Consider the following 17,907-nt stretch of genomic DNA (forward strand, 5'->3'; position numbering starts at 1 on the left):
TTGAAGTTATGCAAATATAAACTTCAACATTGACTCCAACACTTACCCAACAAGAAAGTTATCTGAACACTTGAGCGCCGTTTTTCACGCCTTTTTTTGCCGCGTTTCGCGCCAACCTTCTACCATGCGTCCCCAGTTAGTACTAAGTTCACCTAAACCTAAAATACTACCCTCTCTTTCCACATCCCAAGAGGCAGATAGAACACCATAGGTTATTCCCAACACACCCAAACCAAAAAATCCCATATTCACCAATAAAACAGCGATGGGAGGTAGTTGGATGTGAGAATAAATAGCAAGCAAATAGCTAACAACTAGGGTAGTAATACCCAAAGCTGTAGGTATACCGCAGAATGCAGCTACGCGCCGAATCATTCTTTGGCTGACCACTTCAGGAATTGCCATCTCCTGTTTAGTGTACATTCGCTGCTTGTTATCTGATGTTTCAGTTTCTTTTAACTGTACTGCTGGCTTACTTGGAGCTTTTGCAGGTTTTTGGCGCTTTTTTTTCGGTTCAAAAGGCAAACGACTGCGTTCAGATTCTTCGGCAGGCATAAACAGTAGTCCCTATCCACGAATACCAAGACGACTAATCAAGGCTTGATATTTTTCCCGACTTTCTTGTTGCAAGTAAGCGAGAAGGCGCTTGCGATGACCAATAAGTTTTAACAAACCCCGGCGGGAAGAATGGTCTTTTTTATTAGCTTGTAAATGCTCACTGAGGCGGTTGATGCGCTCGGTTAGCATAGCGATTTGGACATCGGTAGAACCGGTGTCAGTTCCATGAACCTGGAAGTTATTAATTATTTCTTGTTTGCGCTGTTGCGTCAGAGCCATGATTGATTCAATTTATATTCGTTCTAAATGTATGCAGCAGTCTCTCATCATATCACAGCCATCAAGTTGTGTGGTAAATGTTGGGACGTAAGGACTGGGCAAGAGAATACCTATTTTTTAACCCCACATCTTGAAAATTGAAAGCTTCATCCCTAGTTTTACTTGATTAAGATGGAAAATAAGAACCTAAAATTGCAGAAAAACGGGGAGTCCATGACGGTACACTGGCAGGAAAGGGTTGGTAATCAACGGGATTGGATTTGGCGGGGGTGGCGGACTCGTTACACCTATATTCGCGCGAGTCAAAATGACAAAGTGAAAACCCCTCTGATTTTACTACATGGGTTTGGTGCTTCTATTGGGCATTGGCGGCATAATTTAGAGGTTTTAGGCGAATCTCATACTGTCTATGCGTTGGATATGCTTGGCTTTGGGGGTTCACAGAAAGCTCCAGCAAATTACAGTATTGAACTTTGGGTAGAGCAAGTTTACGATTTTTGGCAGGCTTTTGTCCGTCAACCAGTAGTATTGATAGGAAATTCTAATGGTTCTCTAATTTCTTTGGCGGCGGCGGCGGCTCATCCAGAAATGGTGAAGGGAATTGTGATGATGAGTTTACCAGATCCATCACTGGAGCAGGAAATGATTCCGCCCTTTTTGCGACCCGTAGTTAGGGGAATTAAAAATATTGTTGCTTCTCCAATATTTTTAAAGCCTGTGTTCTATTTTGTCCGCCGTCCCAGTGTTTTACGTCGTTGGGCTAGTCTTGCTTATGCTAATCCCGCAGCTATCACTGATGAATTGATAGATATTTTAGCCGGGCCTCCTCAAGATAGGGGATCAGCCCGTGCCTTTAGCGCCTTGTTTAAAGCGGCGATCGCTGTTAACTTTAGTCCTAGTGTCAAAGCTCTATTACCAAAACTAACAATCCCTATGTTGTTAATTTGGGGGCAGAAGGACAGATTTGTTCCACCCGTGTTGGCTAAACAATTCGCCCAATATAACGAAAAGTTAGAATTGCTCAATCTAGAGGATGTAGGGCATTGTCCTCATGATGAATGTCCAGAGCAAGTAAATCAAGCAATTTTAAATTGGATGGAAAAATCCTTGGGAGATTCCCAAAATTTAGTTATCTCCCAGAAATGATCAATCTGACAATTTAACCAATAGTTACTTGATTGGTATCAACAGATGTAGCACCACTGACAGAACGTGCTACAGAAATCATTTTATTCAGAATATCTTGGCTGGGAACTTTGCCTTTTAAAACTACGGTGCTACCAGTTTGAGCAACCCAAAGGGTATCTACATCATCAAGTTGTTGGTCTTGGTCAAACGCCAATGCTACCCGCTTTGCTAAACCACTTTGGTCATATTCTCCATTCAATCCTAAGCGTTCTGGGGGAATTGATTGAGTAGCGGTAGGTGCATTTGTAGAAGCTTGTGCTACTTGTGGCGCAGGATTTACTTGAGCATTTTGAGGTTTTTCCATGCCAAAAAGTCTTTTTAACCAACCCATAAATGCGGTTCTCCTGATTCAAGGTTTACAATATTCTTAAGATAAAATTTTGACAGGTATTTTACATCTGTCCTCCAAAAGATATTTCCTCTAAATGCCTTCTACTTTTAGATTGATTTGCTTTGTTTGACAATTGACAATTGACAGTTGACAGTTGACAGTTGACTAATGACCAATGACAACTAACAAAAATGCAGGTCTTAAGTTTAAAATAAGCTATACGACTTATAATTTATTCACCTAGTAAGCAGTACGTGTAGGATGGCAGTTAACTAATATTTGCGTTAGTTAAATGCTATCTGAGCCTGTTTTGGCAAAGATGAAACATACTCTTTCAGTTCTCGTAGAAGATGAAGCGGGGGTTCTGTCCCGCATTGCTAGTTTATTCGCTCGTCGTGGCTTTAATATAGAAAGCCTGGCTGTTGGTTCGGGGGAGGAGGGCGGTGTTTCCCGCATTACAATGGTTGTACCTGGTGACGATCGCGTGATTGAACAACTCACTAAGCAACTATACAAGCTGGTAAACGTTCTCAAAGTACAGGATATAACAGAAACTCCCTGCGTGGAGCGAGAATTGATGCTCGTCAAAGTGAACGCGACAAGCTCTAACCGTTCAGAAGTCATCGGACTAGCGCAAATTTTCCGAGCGCGAGTAGTTGATGTGGCGGAAGATTCCTTGACTTTGGAAGTTGTCGGCGACCCTGGTAAGATGGTGGCGATCGTCCAGGTACTACAAAAGTTTGGTATTAGGGAAATTGCCCGTACTGGTAAAATTGCCCTTACTCGTGAATCTGGGGTTAATACTGAGTTACTTAAATCATTGGAAGCTAAGGTTTCGTAAGATTGAGTTACTTCACTTGTTCCCAGTCATTGGACTGGGAATTTTTATGTCTATTTTGCTTTGGGTGTTGTTCGTCATTAGTCATTAGTCATTAGTTAAAGCTTCCCTTCACTTTTTTATCTGTCTAGAAAAAATGTTTAGAATCAATATTGTCTTTCTTCGGTAGATATTCAGAACAGCTTTTAGCTTCCTCAGTCATGACAACACAAGGCTGTACCGCACACTTCAAATAATGATTATGAGAATAAAACTGGCAGTTTTTACAGGGCAATTGATGTGAGCCTTTAACTGTAAAAACCATTTTATTTTCTATAATTGAACGAACTTTTCGTAAAATTACAAAAAATATTACCCAGCTAAAAACTAGTCCTACAGGAGTTAAAGATATAGCCAGATCAGGAAAATTTATATGATTTGAATGAGTGTTTTGTTGCTGAGTTTCTGTATGAGTAATTTGATTATTACTCGTATTTATAATTTTAGATTGATTCTTTACCTCAGATAACATATGATTGACCCTTGCTAACATATAGCATTTTCTTTTTATTGGCGAGTTTAACTTGAGCTAACATAATATTTATTACTAAACTAAATTACTGCTTTAGTAATAGAAACTTAATTTGTATTCAAGGTTATATTTTTAATCCCTATACTTATAAAGTATTAGCATAGGTGTCAGGCTAAGTAATGAAGAACTTTTAATCACCTTAATTATATGTTTAACAAAATATAGTTTTCTCTATCTCTGCCGATAGTTTTGCTTAATGTTTTGATAAGGTATATCTAAAGGTATATTTTAAGAAATTATTTTTGTCAACGTCTATTTATAATCAAACTTATTAAAAAATATTTTATATACGTTGTATTAAATAAATTTTATACTTTTATTAAAGATCATTAGATTTTAGATATAAAAACGATAGATTTTGATTTTTATTTAGATATTTATTCAAAAATAAGTTGTTTGTAATTGTGGACACAGATTTATCTCCCTAAACCTCCTGATAAAAGCTCTGTGATATACATAAACCAAGATTTTGTAGCTGAGTGATGGGTATTAGCTTTGGTTTAACATACCTTATAGCATAATAGGTCTAAAATGTTGCATTAGTTAACTAACGATATAAGTCTAAGCTAAGATACTGTTAAGAATTTAGGAGTGCATTATACTACTAGGACAGTAAGACTTAAATTGAGCGATCGCAACTATAATTCACAATCAAATTTTGGCAAAATACATAAATAAATCAATATTTGTATTCAGAGGTATCCTGTCAGAATACTACGCAAACAGACATAAACAAAAACTAAAGTTTTAAAAATTTGGACTAAACTTGTACTTTATTCATTGTTATTTTTATAATTAATTGTATATAGATTTCATATGCTTGTAGCACTTGTATAAGCAGTTAAGATCAAGCATACATACCAGAATAGGACTCTGCAATTTAAAATTATTCCGGTTTTTCAACGAGATTTAGTGAAAACTGCAAAAACAGCATTCGCATAACAACAAAAAGCCTAAAAGATAAAAAACATCAGTGAAATCAAGAGCAATCAAGATTTCAGGAGGGGAAGATGGAAATCTTTGATTATGTAATTCTGGGAGCAGGCTTAGGTGGATTAGCAACGGCTGCTTGTTTAACTAAGCAGGGATATAATGTAGCAGTTTTGGAGAAACATTATTTACCCGGTGGTTGCTGTCATACTTTTGAGTATGGCGAATACAATTTTTGTGCGGATGTACATTATATTTCTCAGTGTGGTTCTGGTCAGACAATTGCACAATTTCTCAACTATATTGATCAAGATATCCCCTTTAATAGTCTTGATCCAGACTGCATAGATCGCGTAATCACACCAACAGCCGATTTTAGAATCCCTTTAGGCTGGGAAAGTCTCCGATACAGGTTACTAAGTAACTTCCCCGAAGAAAGCAATGCTATTAACCGCTACTGTAATGAAATTCAGCAACTCCATCAAGAAATCCGTAATTTAGGGCGGGAAGTACGCTGGTTTGACCAAAAATGGTCTGACTGGTTAAAGTTACCCAGATATTTTAATCTTTTTAAGAAGCGGAATTGGACTCTGCAAGATTTGTATAACTATGTCGGATTATCGCCCAAACTCCAAGCTGTACTTGCTGGACAAAGTGGCGACTACGGACTACCACCCGCAGAAATTGCCTTACTTACCCACACGTCCCTAGTTTGGGACTATTCTGAAGGTGCTTATTATCCTAAATATCACTTCAAGCACCTAGTTGATACCATTGTCGAAACGATTACCGCAGGTGGTGGCGTAATTGCTTATGCTACTACAGTTCAGCATATTCAAGTCAGTGGTGGCAAAGTACATACTGTAATGGCCGATGGTAAAATTTACCGTGCTACCAAAGCCTATATTAGTGACCTCGATCCTAAATTAACAGTAGAGTTAATGCACGATGGGGAAGCCATCAGCGCCAAAGAAAGACAACGGCTAACTGGTTATGAATACTCAGCTAGTGCTTTTAATATTTACTTAGGTTTAGATGAACGCTTTGAACCCCAACGTTACGGCATTGGTAACTGGAATATTTGGTATTATCCCACCGGAGACTTAAATAGAGAATATCAGCAACAATTGCAAGGTGACTTTAGCAACCCGTGGATTTTCCTTTCCTGTCCAACACTGAAATCAGATCAACCAGGGATGGCTCCACCCGGACATCATGTTTTGGAAATTGCTACTGTCTGTCCTTATGAACCTTTTGCACACCTGTATACAAATGACTCTGCTGCTTATAAAGCCAAAAAGCGAGAGGTGTACCAGCAAATTATGAACAGTGTGCGGGATATAGTCCCAGATGTTGATCATTACGTCAGGATGAAAGTTTACGGCACACCTACAACTAGCGAATATTATCTAGGACAACCGCAGGGTAATATATATGGGGCGAAGTTAGTACCCAGGCAAGTTGGGTTAAATCGCATAGGGTATAAGACAGAATTACCTAACTTGTTTTTGGTGGGTGCAAGTGCTGGGTATCCTAGTGTTCCTGGTGTTATTGGTAATGGGATGGATGTTGTCGAGTTGTTGACGGGGGAGACTGTGCGGAGGAAAACCACTGCATCTACGCGGTTGGTTGCGGTGAAGTGAAGATAAAACCCTTAATTTTTCTCTGTGTCTCTGTGTCTCCGTGGTATGTATTTGTAACCACAGAGTCACAGAGGCACAGAGTAGTAGGGTGGGCAGTGCAGCGCCTTATCATAGCTATAGCTGAAATTCGTAGTAAGGTAATGGATTTTGTCCTGCACCCATGAGCCATCTTGCATCGGGTTTCCAAGTGCCGTTGAGTTCTTCGCGGCGACGAGTATATACAGTCAGTTTTTTGTCTTCAAACTTTAGTAGGTTGTATTGCCAGGGATAACCAGGGTTAAGTTCCTTTGTGGGTGCGCCGAAGGTTCCTGCACAAATGATATCCAGCTTACGTCCACTTGCACTCATATCGTATTTGTAAAGGCTGTTTTCAGCTTTGTGTATATGACCATGAACAGCAAAACGGAAGTTTGCTTGTGCTAACTGTTCCATAAAACCATGATCTTTAATGCGATCGTCCCAGGCACTATTTAAAGGATGATGCCATACTGCTATTTTGAGGCAGTTTTTATATTTTTGGTTGCTGCGAATTTCTGTGAGGGCTTTGGTGAGTGCATTCATGTTAATGCTGGCACGGGATTTGTAATGATGATCCAATTGCCAAGCCGAGTTTAACCCTAGTATGAGTAGGTTTTGGTTGGGGAAATGGTCTAGGGTGAATTGTTGGTCATAGTCTAGGGGATAGGGTTGGTTTTTGATGGTTTGGTAGAAGTTGCAGAAGTTTTCAAAGCGTTGTTTGTATTTTTCTTCCTCTCGCAGGCGAATGACACTGGCACTTTCTTCAATATATTCACCTTCTTTCAGTTCTCCCTTATACTTTTTACGGTCAATTAATTGGTAAGCGTCTTCTGCAAGTTCCCAGTTGAGGTCATGATTACCCGGAACGATGATACTTTGCTCAAGTTGGAGTTTGAAATCTTTGCAGAAGTTGTGTAGGAATTGTTGGGCTGCTGCGTATTCGTCGGGGGTGGATTTGTTGGCGATGTCGCCGGAGAGAATGAGGGCATCAAGGTGACGGATATGGAGATCGTCTTGCAAATCCATTGCCAGTTGATTAGACCAGCGTAGGGCTTGGTCAGGTGTGCCGAAGTGCAAGTCTGAGAGGTGGAGGATGTGCATTAGGGAAGTTTTGATTGGCTGGGATGGGGGAAGATATAGTTGGGGTTTTGGTTCAGTGAGGCATCTATAGTATTGACAGTTTTCTTGTATTGCTTCCAATGCTTGTAGTGCATAACGCAGCGTATCTCCATTATTTGCTGCTACAAATTTTTCATCTTCCAGCAGCTTTGTAAGTTTATCTAAAGCTGCTTCTGATTTGATTTGTCCCAGGGCATCTGCCGCACTCCTACGCACAGCGAAGTCTTCATCTTCTAGTAACTTAATTAGCCCAGGAATCGCTGCATCTGATTTGATTTCTCCCAGGGCAGATGCCGCACTATCACGCACAGAGGAGTCTTCATCTTCTAGTAACTTAATTAGCCCAGGAATCGCTGCATCTGATTTGATTTCTCCCAGGGCAGATGCCGCACTATCACGCACAGAGGAGTCTTCATCTTCTAGTAACTTAATTAGCCCAGGAATCGCCGCATCTGATTTGATTTCTCCCAGGGCAGATGCCGCACTCCTACGCACAGAGGATTCTTCATCTTCTAGTAACTTAATTAGCCCAGGGATCGCCGCATCTGATTTGATTTCTCCCAGGGCATCTGCCGCACTCCTACGCACAGAGGATTCTTCATCTTCTAGTAACTTAATTAGCCCAGGAATCGCTGCATCTGATTTGATTTTTACCAGGGCAGATGCCGCACTATCACGCACATATGAGTCTTCATCTTCTAATAACTTAATTAGCCCAGGAATCGCTGCATCTGATTTGATTTTTACCAGGGCAGATGCCGCACTAGAACGCACATATGAGTCTTCATCTTCTAGTAACTTAATTAGCCCAGGAATCGCTGCATCTAATTTGATTTCTCCCAGGGCAGATGCCGCACTATAACGCACAGAGGATTCTTCATCTTCTAGTAATTGAATTAGCCCAGGAATCGCCGCATCTGATTTGATTTCTCCCAGGGCAGATGCCGCACTATAACGCACAGAGGAGTCTTCATCTTCTAGTAACTTAATTAGCCCAGGAATCGCCGCATCTGATTTGATTTCTCCCAGGGCATCTGCCGCACTCCTACGCACAGAGGATTCTTCATCTTCTAGTAACTTAATTAGCCCAGGGATCGCTGCTTCTGATTTGATCTTTTCCAGAGCAGATGCCGCATTATAACGTATACTCCAATTTTCATTTTTTAGCAATTGAATTAGTCCAGGAATCGCCGCATCTGATTTGATTTTTCCCAGGGCAATTGCCGCACTAGCCCATACAGGCTCGTCATGTTCTAGTAATTGAATTAGCCCAGGAATCGCCGCTTCTGATTTGATTTCTCCCAGGGCAGATGCCGCACTAGAACGCACAGAGAAGTCTTCATGTTCTAGTAATTGAATTAGCCTAGGAATCGCCGCATCTGATTTGATTTCTCTCAGGGCATATGCCGCACTATAACGCACATCTGAGTCTTCATCTTCTAGTAACTTAATTAGCCCAGGAATCGCTGCTTCTGATTTGATTTCTCCCAGGGCAGATGCCGCACTATCACGCACATCTGAGTCTTCATCTTCTAGTAACTTAATTAGCCCAGGAATCGCTGCTTCTGATTTGATTTCTCCCAGGGCAGATGCCGCACTATCACGCACAGAGGAGTCTTCATTTTCTAGTAACTTATTGAGATGAGAAACGGCTTGGTAAGATTTTGTTAAACCTAAAAGCTGGATTTTAAATAGTAGAGGAATTCCTAACTCAGCAACTAAATTAATTGTCGGCTGTTGTAACTCTGGCTTTACTGCACCTGCTAACTTTGCTCCTAACTGCCAATCTACCTCTAAGGCTAACTTCACCACTCGCGCCGCCTGCGCTTCATCATCCACCAATTCCAGCATTAATTTCAGGGGTTCAGTCCATTTCAAGTAATTCAAATACTCTCGCTGAAGACAGTCATCATTAAGGTTTGGTAACTGCTTGAGCAAACATTCGGCGGTGTAATATTCCTGAATTAGTTGGTGGCGAAATTCAATTTGGTCATTTGCCCCAAGTTGAATTAAGTGATGGTTGAGTAAGTCTTGCAGCCAGTTTAAAGCTCTGTCGCGTGGTTTATCAAATTGCTCATCTCGCAAAAACTGGGTTAAAACTTCCTCGGCTTCTGACTTGGGTATAGCGACATTCAATTCTGTCAGCTTATCCCCTTTGGTCATGGAGAATGCCAAATGTTTTAATAATGAGAACCACCACCGCCGAGACTCATCTGTAACTGGAATACCTTGGCACAATTTAACTTCATAGCTTTGGGTAAAGTGGCGGAACACTAAACCCAAATTCGGCGGGATGTCTCCTGTAGCTTGAAACAATGAACACAGCATCCACAACAGCAACGGCGTTTCCCCAAACTCCCGCAACCTGTCGCCTAAGTTCTGCAACATCTGCTCACCCTGTTGTGGTGGCAAATAGGCGCGGACAAACTGCTGCATCTGTTCTGCTGTCAGGGGTTGCATTTCCAGCTTCTTAGTAATACCCAAATCACCCCCCACGCCTAAATCCCGCGTGGTGAATATCATGGGCGTGGTTTTTTGGTAGTCTTGCCGGAATTTATATAAATCTCGTCGCGCTGCTTCTGAGGGTAATTCGTTAATCCCATCTACTAGCAGCAAAAATTGCCCGTCAAACAGCAGTTGTTCTATGGTTGCAGTCTCCAGTAGTAGGCGATGGCGTTTCAAGAAATCCCGAACCAAGTCTAGGACTGAGGTTTTGTGATAGCGTAACTCTACTAGGATGGGGATGATCCCCCCTACCCCCCTTAAAAAGGGGGGTTTTGAAGATTTGGCTTCCCCCCTTTGTAAGGGGGGATTGAGGGGGGATCTTACCTTTTTCGTTTCTTCCAGCAACAACCGCAACAACGCCGTTGATTTTCCCGAACCAGGCCGCCCTACTAGCAAGACGTGTTCTTGAGCATACTTCCGCAACCCTGCCAGTACATCTAAACGCTCAACTTTCTCCTCGACTTCGCTCCTGTCTTCCTTGGCAGATTGTACCGTCTGCACCATAAAATCTAAGAGTAGGTGCGATCGCTTCTGCTCAATTCGCTCTTGTCCCACTACATCGGTCAGCGTGTAAACATTCCACCATTGGTCATAATCATTACATAGCGATTCGAGGTAGTTATTCCAGTTAATCATGCTGTGCAGAATTGGGAGATGCTGATTGTGAGGATGGAGGCAAAGGGAAAGGGCAAGGTTATTTTACTATGGCTGATTTTCAAGTTATTTGTATTTTAAGGCTTAGTTTGATTTACTGATTCAAATTGTAACTAATACTAATTTTCTATGAAGTTACACCAAATATATTGATGTAGAGACGTTGTAGAAACGGTATGAATTATTTGAGTTTAAATGTTCTCAAGTGAGGTTCTGAACCTCATCGTCGAGTATCAGAACTCCGTCAACGAGTATTTTTTCTTCGTCGTTGAGTATCAGAACTTCGTCGGCGAGTATTTTTTCCTCATTGTCGAGTATTAGACCTCCGTCAACGAGTATTTTTTTTTCGTCGTCAAGTATCAGAACTTCGTCAACGAGTATTTTTTCTTCGTCGTCGAGTATCAGAACTCCGTCAACGAGTATTTTTTCTTCGTCGTCAAGTATCAGAACTTCGTCAAAGAGTATTTTTTCCTCGTCATCGAGTATCAGAACTCCGTCAACGAGTATTTTTTCCTCGTCTGTTAGCCCCAAATGACTATAAATCCTCTCTACACAGATAAAACCAACCTTTGGGGCTTTCTATTTCTTCTGAATTACAAATTAAAATTATGTTAATTTCATCTCAGTGAACTCTACCATCATCAATGTCTAACCCATTACCAACGGAAACCCAAGCCCAACCCCTCAGCGAGTATGAATTAGACTTACTGAAGCAGGAATATTTCTTTCTACAAAATACTATCGAAGACTACAACAAGCAAATTTGGGTAATCAAAGCACTAGGAATTACTGGGACTGGTGGTGTTTTAGCATTAATGTTACAGCAAAAAACCAACGCCAGCGCGATCGCCCTCATTGGTTGCACAATTCCTCTATTTTTTTGGGTTCTTGAAAGTCAATGGAAACACTTTCAGCGTGGTTTCTATCCCCGCGTTAACCAAATTGAGTTTATTCTCACCAATACATATCAGTTAAAAGCCCCTGCTATCTACACCAGTTGGTCGCAAACCCATAAACGCAACACCAACCCCAAACGTAAAGGTTATCTTTGGGACGGACTATTAAATCGTAGTGTCTTTATCAGCTACGTTTTAGAAATAGCTTTTCTCTTGGTCATGGCAGTGATTGCGCCTATTATTTGGAAGTAGGAAACTTGCTAATTTAATTGTCCTTGAACATCACTACTGGCTTGAAAGTGGGGAGTGGAAAGTAGGGAATAGGGAATGTGGAAAATACCACTTTCATGTTTAGTTTTGAGATTTTCCCGTGATTGACTGGTTTGTCAATTAATTCGCTAATATTCGCTGCCAAATCCTGACTTTTTGCTAGTGATAAAACTTTGTGGCTAAAGTTTGATACAAATAAACCGCAGAGAAGAATAAAAACCTATTTTAAAAATTTAAAATATCAATAGATTCTTCTATTTCTAATTCTAAAATTCTTTCTCTTGTATCTTTAAGAGCTTCTAATTTACCTTCTTGCCGATATATCTCTGCTGCTTTTTGGAAGTCGGCGATCGCAGCTTGTTTATCTTTTATTTCTGAGCGCACATTACCACGGTTATAATAAGCGTCAGCGTAATTGGAATTAATTTGAATTGCTTGGGTGTAATCTGCGATCGCTCCTTCTTCATCCCCTAAATCATAACGTGCGTTACCACGGTTATAATAAGCATCGGCAGCATGGGGATTAATTTGGATTGCCTGGGTATAATCTTCAATTGCTCCTACATAATCGCCAATATCGGCACGAGCATTACCGCGATTTTTGTAAGCGTTGGCATCATGAGGATTAATTTTAATTGTCTGGGTAAATCCTGATTGTGTGCCTAATAAATAACGGGATATTCCCCGACTTTTGTAGATATCTGCATATTGGGGATTAATTTTAATTGCCTGGGTGTAGTCTTCAATCGCTCCTTGATTATCACCTAAATGAGAGCGTGCCTCTGCTCGGTTGCGATAAACCACAGCAGCATGGGGATTGATTCTAATTGCTTGGGTGTAATCTTCAATTGCCGCTTCATAAGCTGCGAGTTGTGATAGAGCTAAACCCCGTTTATGGTAAGATTTGGCATCGTGGAGATTAATATTTATAGCTTGAGAATAATCGGCGATCGCTTGCTCATAATCCCCCAACTGGTAATAAGCTAACCCCCGTTTATAATACAGTTCTGCATCATATTTATTTAGTTGTAAAGCTTGAGTGTAATTATTAATAGATGCAGTATATTCTCCTTTAGCAAAACACTCATCACCAATTTTTGTATAATCTGAGTTTACTTCTTCTTGCTGTGGATAAGATAAAATATTTTTAGTATTAGTAAAGGCTGGTTGAATAGAGTAGTTTTTATTTATTTTAGTTGATAATGAAGGTTGCGGTTCGTACTGGTAAATTGGCTGTGCTTGCTGGAAATGATGATTAATTACAGACGCTTGCAAGTTTTCTAAATATCCCCATAAACCACCACCATAAAGTAATTGCTCTATCCCAAATGATATTTTTCCAGTCTTCAATTTGATCATTTGCGTAGGCAAAAACCCAGCTAATAATAAATGATATGCCGATTGTGCTTCGTTAACATCTTCTTGAATAAAAATGCAAACTACCACTGCATTTTTTTCTACTTCCTCGGCACTAATTGACCATCTTACCCTATCAATATTGCCGTGACGCGATTTTACTTCAATACCAATCGCCGGGTTAGCCGTTAGAGTAAAATCTATCTTGCCATCGCCACCAATTCGTTTCTCGTAATCGACTTCTGTAATTAAATCAGCTAAACGTTCTTTGACAACTTCCTCACCCAATTTCCCCTTGAGGTAGCTAATAAAAACATCACGCACAGGAGAAACCCGCTTATATTTCTCAGCCATCTGCCAGCAAAAGTTCCGAAGAGTTTTTAACCTTTCGCCAGAGATAACTGTTAACTCACTATATTGACCTTCTATTTCGCAATGCAATAGACAACCAGACGATAACCTCTTAATAAAATCAGACTGTAGCGATCGCAGTAGCGTAATCCAGTCCATTTATAGTTTTGCGGATTTCTTGATGAGATTGTCTTATTTTATCCCGATGTTGCCAACTAGGGATTAACAATTCAAAATTCAAAAATAAGTTTGTCAGTGAACAGTTAGTTAACATTCCCTGATAACTGTTCACTGTTCACTGATTAAGCCTAACTCGACGCAGAATTAGCAGCCTCCGCAGCTTGCGCCGCAGCCGGACTACCACCCATGCGAATCTCGGAGGTAAAAGAAGCCATGCTAAAACCGCCAAACCGCTTTAAGACACTGACTCGCATCCGTAAATTGGGGCTAGCAAACCATAAACGTTCCTCAGACCACATAGTCTCATACTCGGTAGTGAGAGTTAAAGCGCCATCATCACCCATCTTGTAACGTCCAGCAACAGGCGCTTTCTCGGCATAACCCATTTCCCGCAATAGTCTACCTTCTTTGGGATTATCGGTATCTGGTACAGTCACTAATACCGTAGATCCTGTATGTTTTTCTTCATCCCATTCCATTGTGCCGTTCCAGCTAACTCTTGCACCGCAGGAAGCAGCACTAGCGGGTACTTCATACAATTCGCACAGTTTGATTACCTCTGGGTGATCTGCTGGTAGTGTCTCAATTACCAGATCAGATTTGCCATCTTCAGATTGCTTAAAGGCTAAATGATGGCTGGTACGATGAGAAAACCACTTGCCTGCACTCAATTCAAAAAATTCTTCAATATTCATAACTGAAATTACCCTGAGGCTAAATTCTCAAAATGCCACTTATTATTATTAAAAGCTAGCATGGGACTTGATAGGCTAATGTTGTTTTAATTTGTTTATTTAGATTTTCTCAACCTCTTGTGGGGTGAGCAACATAAGCGCCCATGCTATGCAGGTTAAATCTGGAAAAACCTATTGACCTTCAGTACCCATTTCCTCAAGCCGTTTAACACCAATTCTTGCAGCTTCCGCAACATTGGGATGATTGTCTTTTTCTAAGTATTTCAACGCTGATAAACTTTTAGCTGTGGGAAGATTAGTCAAAGCTTCAGCCAGCCGTTGTCTAACTAACCAATCTTCTGATTGGGCAAAGCGTAGAATACTATCAACCGACTCAATCGCTTTAATTTCTCCTAAAGCAGAGATGGCTGCTTGTTGTATGACTTCTTCCTTGCTATCTAATGCTTGCAGCAAGACTTGGCGGGCGCGTAAATCTTTGAGATTACCAAGAGAAACAGCAGCGCTAAAGCGGACTAGCCAATCGGTGTCCTCATAAAATGCTCGTGACAGAATTTCTAAGGCTCTATTATCACCTAAATACCCTAAAGCACCAGCAGCATCAGCCCTAATTCCATAATCTGGGTCATTTTGCAGTATTTCCGTCAAAATCGCATAACATTCGTCTGTCTGCTTGATGCCTAGCGCAAATATTGCCATCGATCGCAGCTGCAAAGATTCGTCGCCCAATACCTTTTTAATTAGAGGTACAGCATCTTCAGCCGGCACATTTCGCAAATTAGCGAGAGCTACCATGCGATCGCGTAAATTTGGACTTTCTAACTGAGTAGAAATTTCCTGCAATTGTGAAACAGTCATGGGTTAGCACATTTTTAAGCTATCTTTACTTTACTTTACCTGATGTCTCATCTTGGTTTGTATAGTGTTCAGGAATTGAAGTAGAGTATTTACCGCCCAAGTAAAATAATATGTATTTTTCTTCACATGTAGAATTAACAATCAGTTGTACCTAAAGTATGACGGAAGCCTCAACTGACGAATATAGGGTAGAAGGGACAAACCGAAGTTCAGGAGAAGAACGATGGTTCAACTAAGCGAACGTCCAGGGACTACCAGAATCACCAACTTACAAGAAAAATTAATCTACGAAGTTGGTGCTATGTATGATGCTGAAAATCGTTTCTGGGAAGCCCAGCAGACAATGTTGCAGTGTTGTCAAAATAGTCAACTTAGGTCTTTGCTTGAAACTCACATCCGCGAAACAGAACAGCAAATTCGGAATTTAGAACAAGTATTCCAAACTTTGGGAAAACAACCATTGCGGGTTACTTGTGATGCTGCGGCTGGACTGGTAAGTGATGGTCAAAAACTAATGCTGTTAGCTTCCGAAAATCCCCAAATTCTCAGCCTGGGATTAGCGGGTAGTCAAGCTAAAGTGGAACAGTTAGAAATTGCCTGCTATCGTGGTTTGATTCGAGCGGCAGAGCAGATGGGACAGCATGAAGTAGTAAATTTACTAAGGCAAAACTTGCAGCAGGAAGAGCAAACCGCCCAAAAAATTGAACAACATCTGCCGCAGTTAATTCAAGAAGCACAGTCAGCCGGTAGTTCCAAGGCTGCTAAATCTCGCTAGTGTAATGCTAGGTAAACGTAAGGAAAGACTTTAAGATTACATCCTATGGCAGCACTGCAATACTGCAATATTGATGTAAATAAAACCCCGCTTATTTAACGGGGTTTTGTTTTTCAGCGTCTCAGTTTGATTAGACCCTAACTACTTCTTGATGCTCTATCCTTGTTCCTAATACTTTCAAAAATTCTGCTAACCAACGAGGATGAGCAGGCCAAGCTGGTGCGGTGACTAAATTACCATCAACAATAGCTTCATCTACAGGAATTTGTACATAATTTCCACCCGCACTCCGCACATCTGGGCCACAAGCAGGATAAGCAGTACAACTCTTGCCACGTAATACGTCCGCCGCCGCCAAAAGTTGTAAACCGTGACAAATAGCAGCAATCGGCTTATTAGCTTGGGCAAAATGGCGAGTAATGTCTAATACCTTTTGATTGAGGCGGATATATTCGGGTGCGCGTCCACCAGGGACAACTAAAGCATCGTAATCTTCCGGTTTAACTTCTGCAAATGTAGCGTTTAGGGTAAAGTTATGACCGGGTTTTTCACTATAAGTCTGGTCTCCCTCAAAATCGTGAACTGCTGTGCGAATTTTGTCACCAGCCTGCTTATCTGGACAAACTGCATGGACTGTATGTCCTACCATTTGCAAAGCTTGAAAAGGAACCATTACCTCGTAATCTTCTACATAGTCCCCAACAAGAAACAAGATTTTCTTCCCAGTCATATACTTCTATCCTTTTTTAATTGTAAATTATCAGTATTTAATACATCAGCAATTCAACTAAATGTTATTCAAATAGTCTATCTGAAACCAGAGTAATTCGTAAATTTTTACACATCAAGGGTAAGAGTCGAGCCAAATAACTTTTGACTATGGACTAATGACTATTGACTAAATTAAATTCTGCGATCGCTTTGGGAAAATTATGGTTTTCGTGTCCAGAACGGCTGAGTTTAATCAAGGCAAAACGTTGTAGGGTTGTTAAGTTTGCCCACTGCGACAAAGTAATAGTTAGACCTATTTCTTGAGCTTTATCCTGAATACTATCTGGTACAGTGCTAGAGTTTAACCAAGCTGGCTCAGGTTCGATGGGTAAATTTGTAGGTGGTGTGCCAGTATTTTTGATAATTAATTGCTGGAGATATTCCTGGTAAGCTTGAATTTCTGTTACTGTAGAGCAAGGTAATTTGACTAAAGCCCCTCGTTCAACTTGAGTCATATGATTCCAATCAGATAATTTTAACTTAATACCACAGGTATCTAGTTTATAACGTACCTGCATAGGTATGCAGCGTAGAGAATCAACAAAGTCGGCTTCAAATTTAAAAAAAACAGTCATAGTTTAGAACTTAAAATTATATTTTAATTAATACTTTCTATATTTTATTACCTAGAGTTACTAGAACGAATTATTAAATAACTAATTGAAAGAGCTAAAATAGCTACACCCAAACCAATAATATCAAGACCTTTTACTTTTTCTAAGTCAAGTATAATAATTTTTCTGGCAACAGCTATTAAAGAAGTAACAATTACTAATTCAACCTGAAAAACGTGTTTTTTCAGGTAAGCAGTAATATTTTCTAAAATTTCTAAAGCGATTAAAATATTTAAAAATAAACCAAAAACCTTAAATAAAGTAGTGTTGATTTTTCCGTATGGGACAGTAAAAACTTCTTTAACGATAAAAGTTCCTAAATCAACGATCGCCACTAAAATTACAAGCACCATGAAAATAGAAAGAACTTTAGAGACTATCACCTCTACATTTTCAATGGCGTGCATGAAGTTTTCGTCTTTTGTCCAACCAAAAAGTTGCCTAATTAACCTTTTCATAACCTGCACCCCAGTTCTCAGTAAGCTTTATAACCCAAAATAAAAATCCTCT

18 protein-coding genes are annotated in these 17,907 nt (G+C 40.3%); 5 read left to right on the forward strand and 13 right to left on the reverse strand.

What is annotated here, in order from left to right; translation table 11 throughout:
- Window positions 1–84 precede the first annotated feature (84 nt).
- On the reverse strand, window positions 85–555 hold the full coding sequence (locus NSMS1_RS09830; RefSeq protein WP_224092823.1) for a PAM68 family protein: 471 nt from the start codon (window positions 553–555) through the stop codon (window positions 85–87).
- Between the two features lie 12 nt (window positions 556–567).
- The gene (rpsO, locus tag NSMS1_RS09835) at window positions 568–837 is read right to left on the reverse strand and encodes a 30S ribosomal protein S15 (RefSeq protein ID WP_067763439.1); all 270 of its coding nucleotides are present in this window, start codon (window positions 835–837) and stop codon (window positions 568–570) included.
- A gap of 213 nt (window positions 838–1,050) precedes the next feature.
- Between rpsO and NSMS1_RS09840 the strand changes: the two genes are divergently transcribed.
- Entirely contained in the window at window positions 1,051–1,983 is a 933-nt protein-coding gene (locus NSMS1_RS09840; RefSeq protein ID WP_224092825.1) for an alpha/beta fold hydrolase, read from the forward strand.
- A 13-nt stretch (window positions 1,984–1,996) separates the two neighbouring features.
- On the opposite strand, the gene NSMS1_RS09845 is transcribed toward NSMS1_RS09840, so the two are convergent.
- A complete protein-coding gene (locus NSMS1_RS09845) occupies window positions 1,997–2,356 on the reverse strand; it encodes a BON domain-containing protein (RefSeq protein WP_224092827.1) in 360 nt (119 codons plus the stop codon).
- A gap of 319 nt (window positions 2,357–2,675) precedes the next feature.
- Between NSMS1_RS09845 and ilvN the strand changes: the two genes are divergently transcribed.
- The gene (ilvN, locus tag NSMS1_RS09850; RefSeq protein WP_224095187.1) at window positions 2,676–3,197 is read left to right on the forward strand and encodes an acetolactate synthase small subunit; all 522 of its coding nucleotides are present in this window, start codon (window positions 2,676–2,678) and stop codon (window positions 3,195–3,197) included.
- 124 nt (window positions 3,198–3,321) lie between these two features.
- On the opposite strand, the gene NSMS1_RS09855 is transcribed toward ilvN, so the two are convergent.
- Window positions 3,322–3,705, reverse strand: coding sequence for a hypothetical protein (locus tag NSMS1_RS09855; RefSeq protein WP_224092829.1), 384 nt, complete (start codon window positions 3,703–3,705; stop codon window positions 3,322–3,324).
- Window positions 3,706–4,775: 1,070 nt separating this feature from the next.
- On the opposite strand from NSMS1_RS09855, the gene NSMS1_RS09860 reads away from it, so the two are divergent.
- Window positions 4,776–6,338: a phytoene desaturase family protein gene (locus NSMS1_RS09860; protein ID WP_224092831.1), complete on the forward strand. Its 1,563-nt coding sequence runs from the start codon at window positions 4,776–4,778 to the stop codon at window positions 6,336–6,338.
- Window positions 6,339–6,452: 114 nt separating this feature from the next.
- On the opposite strand, the gene NSMS1_RS09865 is transcribed toward NSMS1_RS09860, so the two are convergent.
- Window positions 6,453–10,616 carry a HEAT repeat domain-containing protein gene (locus NSMS1_RS09865; protein ID WP_224092832.1) on the reverse strand — a complete coding sequence of 1,388 codons (4,164 nt, stop codon included), beginning with the start codon at window positions 10,614–10,616 and terminating at the stop codon, window positions 6,453–6,455.
- Window positions 10,617–10,835: 219 nt separating this feature from the next.
- Window positions 10,836–11,165, reverse strand: coding sequence for a hypothetical protein (locus NSMS1_RS09870; protein WP_224092833.1), 330 nt, complete (start codon window positions 11,163–11,165; stop codon window positions 10,836–10,838).
- Window positions 11,166–11,278: 113 nt separating this feature from the next.
- On the opposite strand from NSMS1_RS09870, the gene NSMS1_RS09875 reads away from it, so the two are divergent.
- Window positions 11,279–11,782 (forward strand): hypothetical protein, encoded by a 504-nt coding sequence (locus NSMS1_RS09875; RefSeq protein ID WP_224092834.1) that lies wholly within the window; start codon window positions 11,279–11,281, stop codon window positions 11,780–11,782.
- A gap of 243 nt (window positions 11,783–12,025) precedes the next feature.
- Here the strand turns inward: NSMS1_RS09875 and NSMS1_RS09880 are convergent, their stop codons facing one another.
- The 4 genes from NSMS1_RS09880 to NSMS1_RS09895 all read right to left on the reverse strand — a co-directional run bounded on the left by NSMS1_RS09880 (window position 12,026) and on the right by NSMS1_RS09895 (window position 15,237).
- Entirely contained in the window at window positions 12,026–13,666 is a 1,641-nt protein-coding gene (locus tag NSMS1_RS09880) for a tetratricopeptide repeat protein (RefSeq protein WP_224092835.1), read from the reverse strand.
- The gene (locus NSMS1_RS09885) at window positions 13,629–13,799 is read right to left on the reverse strand and encodes a hypothetical protein (protein WP_224092836.1); all 171 of its coding nucleotides are present in this window, start codon (window positions 13,797–13,799) and stop codon (window positions 13,629–13,631) included. The genes NSMS1_RS09880 and NSMS1_RS09885 overlap by 38 nt, the downstream gene beginning before the upstream one ends.
- A 16-nt stretch (window positions 13,800–13,815) precedes the next feature.
- The gene (locus NSMS1_RS09890) at window positions 13,816–14,382 is read right to left on the reverse strand and encodes a phycobiliprotein lyase (RefSeq protein ID WP_224092837.1); all 567 of its coding nucleotides are present in this window, start codon (window positions 14,380–14,382) and stop codon (window positions 13,816–13,818) included.
- Between the two features lie 171 nt (window positions 14,383–14,553).
- Entirely contained in the window at window positions 14,554–15,237 is a 684-nt protein-coding gene (locus NSMS1_RS09895; RefSeq protein ID WP_224092838.1) for a HEAT repeat domain-containing protein, read from the reverse strand.
- 223 nt (window positions 15,238–15,460) lie between these two features.
- Between NSMS1_RS09895 and NSMS1_RS09900 the strand changes: the two genes are divergently transcribed.
- On the forward strand, window positions 15,461–16,012 hold the full coding sequence (locus NSMS1_RS09900) for a ferritin-like domain-containing protein (RefSeq protein ID WP_224092839.1): 552 nt from the start codon (window positions 15,461–15,463) through the stop codon (window positions 16,010–16,012).
- Between the two features lie 130 nt (window positions 16,013–16,142).
- On the opposite strand, the gene NSMS1_RS09905 is transcribed toward NSMS1_RS09900, so the two are convergent.
- The 3 genes from NSMS1_RS09905 to NSMS1_RS09915 all read right to left on the reverse strand — a co-directional run bounded on the left by NSMS1_RS09905 (window position 16,143) and on the right by NSMS1_RS09915 (window position 17,855).
- Window positions 16,143–16,742 carry a DJ-1/PfpI family protein gene (locus NSMS1_RS09905; RefSeq protein ID WP_224092840.1) on the reverse strand — a complete coding sequence of 200 codons (600 nt, stop codon included), beginning with the start codon at window positions 16,740–16,742 and terminating at the stop codon, window positions 16,143–16,145.
- A 154-nt stretch (window positions 16,743–16,896) separates the two neighbouring features.
- Window positions 16,897–17,358: a nitrate reductase associated protein gene (locus tag NSMS1_RS09910; RefSeq protein ID WP_224092842.1), complete on the reverse strand. Its 462-nt coding sequence runs from the start codon at window positions 17,356–17,358 to the stop codon at window positions 16,897–16,899.
- Between the two features lie 47 nt (window positions 17,359–17,405).
- A complete protein-coding gene (locus NSMS1_RS09915) occupies window positions 17,406–17,855 on the reverse strand; it encodes a phosphate-starvation-inducible PsiE family protein (RefSeq protein ID WP_224092844.1) in 450 nt (149 codons plus the stop codon).
- Window positions 17,856–17,907: the final 52 nt, after the last annotated feature.

It is taken from the genome of Nostoc sp. MS1 (assembly GCF_019976755.1).
GTDB lineage: Bacteria > Cyanobacteriota > Cyanobacteriia > Cyanobacteriales > Nostocaceae > Trichormus.

Bases quoted from the DNA above. Each gene is read 5' to 3' on its own strand.
- NSMS1_RS09905 (WP_224092840.1), bottom strand. From the start codon at position 16,742: ATGACTGGGAAGAAAATCTTGTTTCTTGTTGGGGACTATGTAGAAGAT.
- NSMS1_RS09855 (WP_224092829.1), bottom strand. From the start codon at position 3,705: ATGTTATCTGAGGTAAAGAATCAATCTAAAATTATAAATACGAGTAAT.
- NSMS1_RS09840 (WP_224092825.1), top strand. From the start codon at position 1,051: ATGACGGTACACTGGCAGGAAAGGGTTGGTAATCAACGGGATTGGATT.
- NSMS1_RS09860 (WP_224092831.1), top strand. From the start codon at position 4,776: ATGGAAATCTTTGATTATGTAATTCTGGGAGCAGGCTTAGGTGGATTA.
- NSMS1_RS09915 (WP_224092844.1), bottom strand. From the start codon at position 17,855: ATGAAAAGGTTAATTAGGCAACTTTTTGGTTGGACAAAAGACGAAAAC.
- NSMS1_RS09830 (WP_224092823.1), bottom strand. From the start codon at position 555: ATGCCTGCCGAAGAATCTGAACGCAGTCGTTTGCCTTTTGAACCGAAA.
- NSMS1_RS09845 (WP_224092827.1), bottom strand. From the start codon at position 2,356: ATGGGTTGGTTAAAAAGACTTTTTGGCATGGAAAAACCTCAAAATGCT.
- NSMS1_RS09890 (WP_224092837.1), bottom strand. From the start codon at position 14,382: ATGAATATTGAAGAATTTTTTGAATTGAGTGCAGGCAAGTGGTTTTCT.
- rpsO (WP_067763439.1), bottom strand. From the start codon at position 837: ATGGCTCTGACGCAACAGCGCAAACAAGAAATAATTAATAACTTCCAG.
- NSMS1_RS09895 (WP_224092838.1), bottom strand. From the start codon at position 15,237: ATGACTGTTTCACAATTGCAGGAAATTTCTACTCAGTTAGAAAGTCCA.
- NSMS1_RS09900 (WP_224092839.1), top strand. From the start codon at position 15,461: ATGGTTCAACTAAGCGAACGTCCAGGGACTACCAGAATCACCAACTTA.
- NSMS1_RS09865 (WP_224092832.1), bottom strand. From the start codon at position 10,616: ATGATTAACTGGAATAACTACCTCGAATCGCTATGTAATGATTATGAC.
- ilvN (WP_224095187.1), top strand. From the start codon at position 2,676: ATGAAACATACTCTTTCAGTTCTCGTAGAAGATGAAGCGGGGGTTCTG.
- NSMS1_RS09910 (WP_224092842.1), bottom strand. From the start codon at position 17,358: ATGACTGTTTTTTTTAAATTTGAAGCCGACTTTGTTGATTCTCTACGC.
- NSMS1_RS09880 (WP_224092835.1), bottom strand. From the start codon at position 13,666: ATGGACTGGATTACGCTACTGCGATCGCTACAGTCTGATTTTATTAAG.
- NSMS1_RS09875 (WP_224092834.1), top strand. From the start codon at position 11,279: ATGTCTAACCCATTACCAACGGAAACCCAAGCCCAACCCCTCAGCGAG.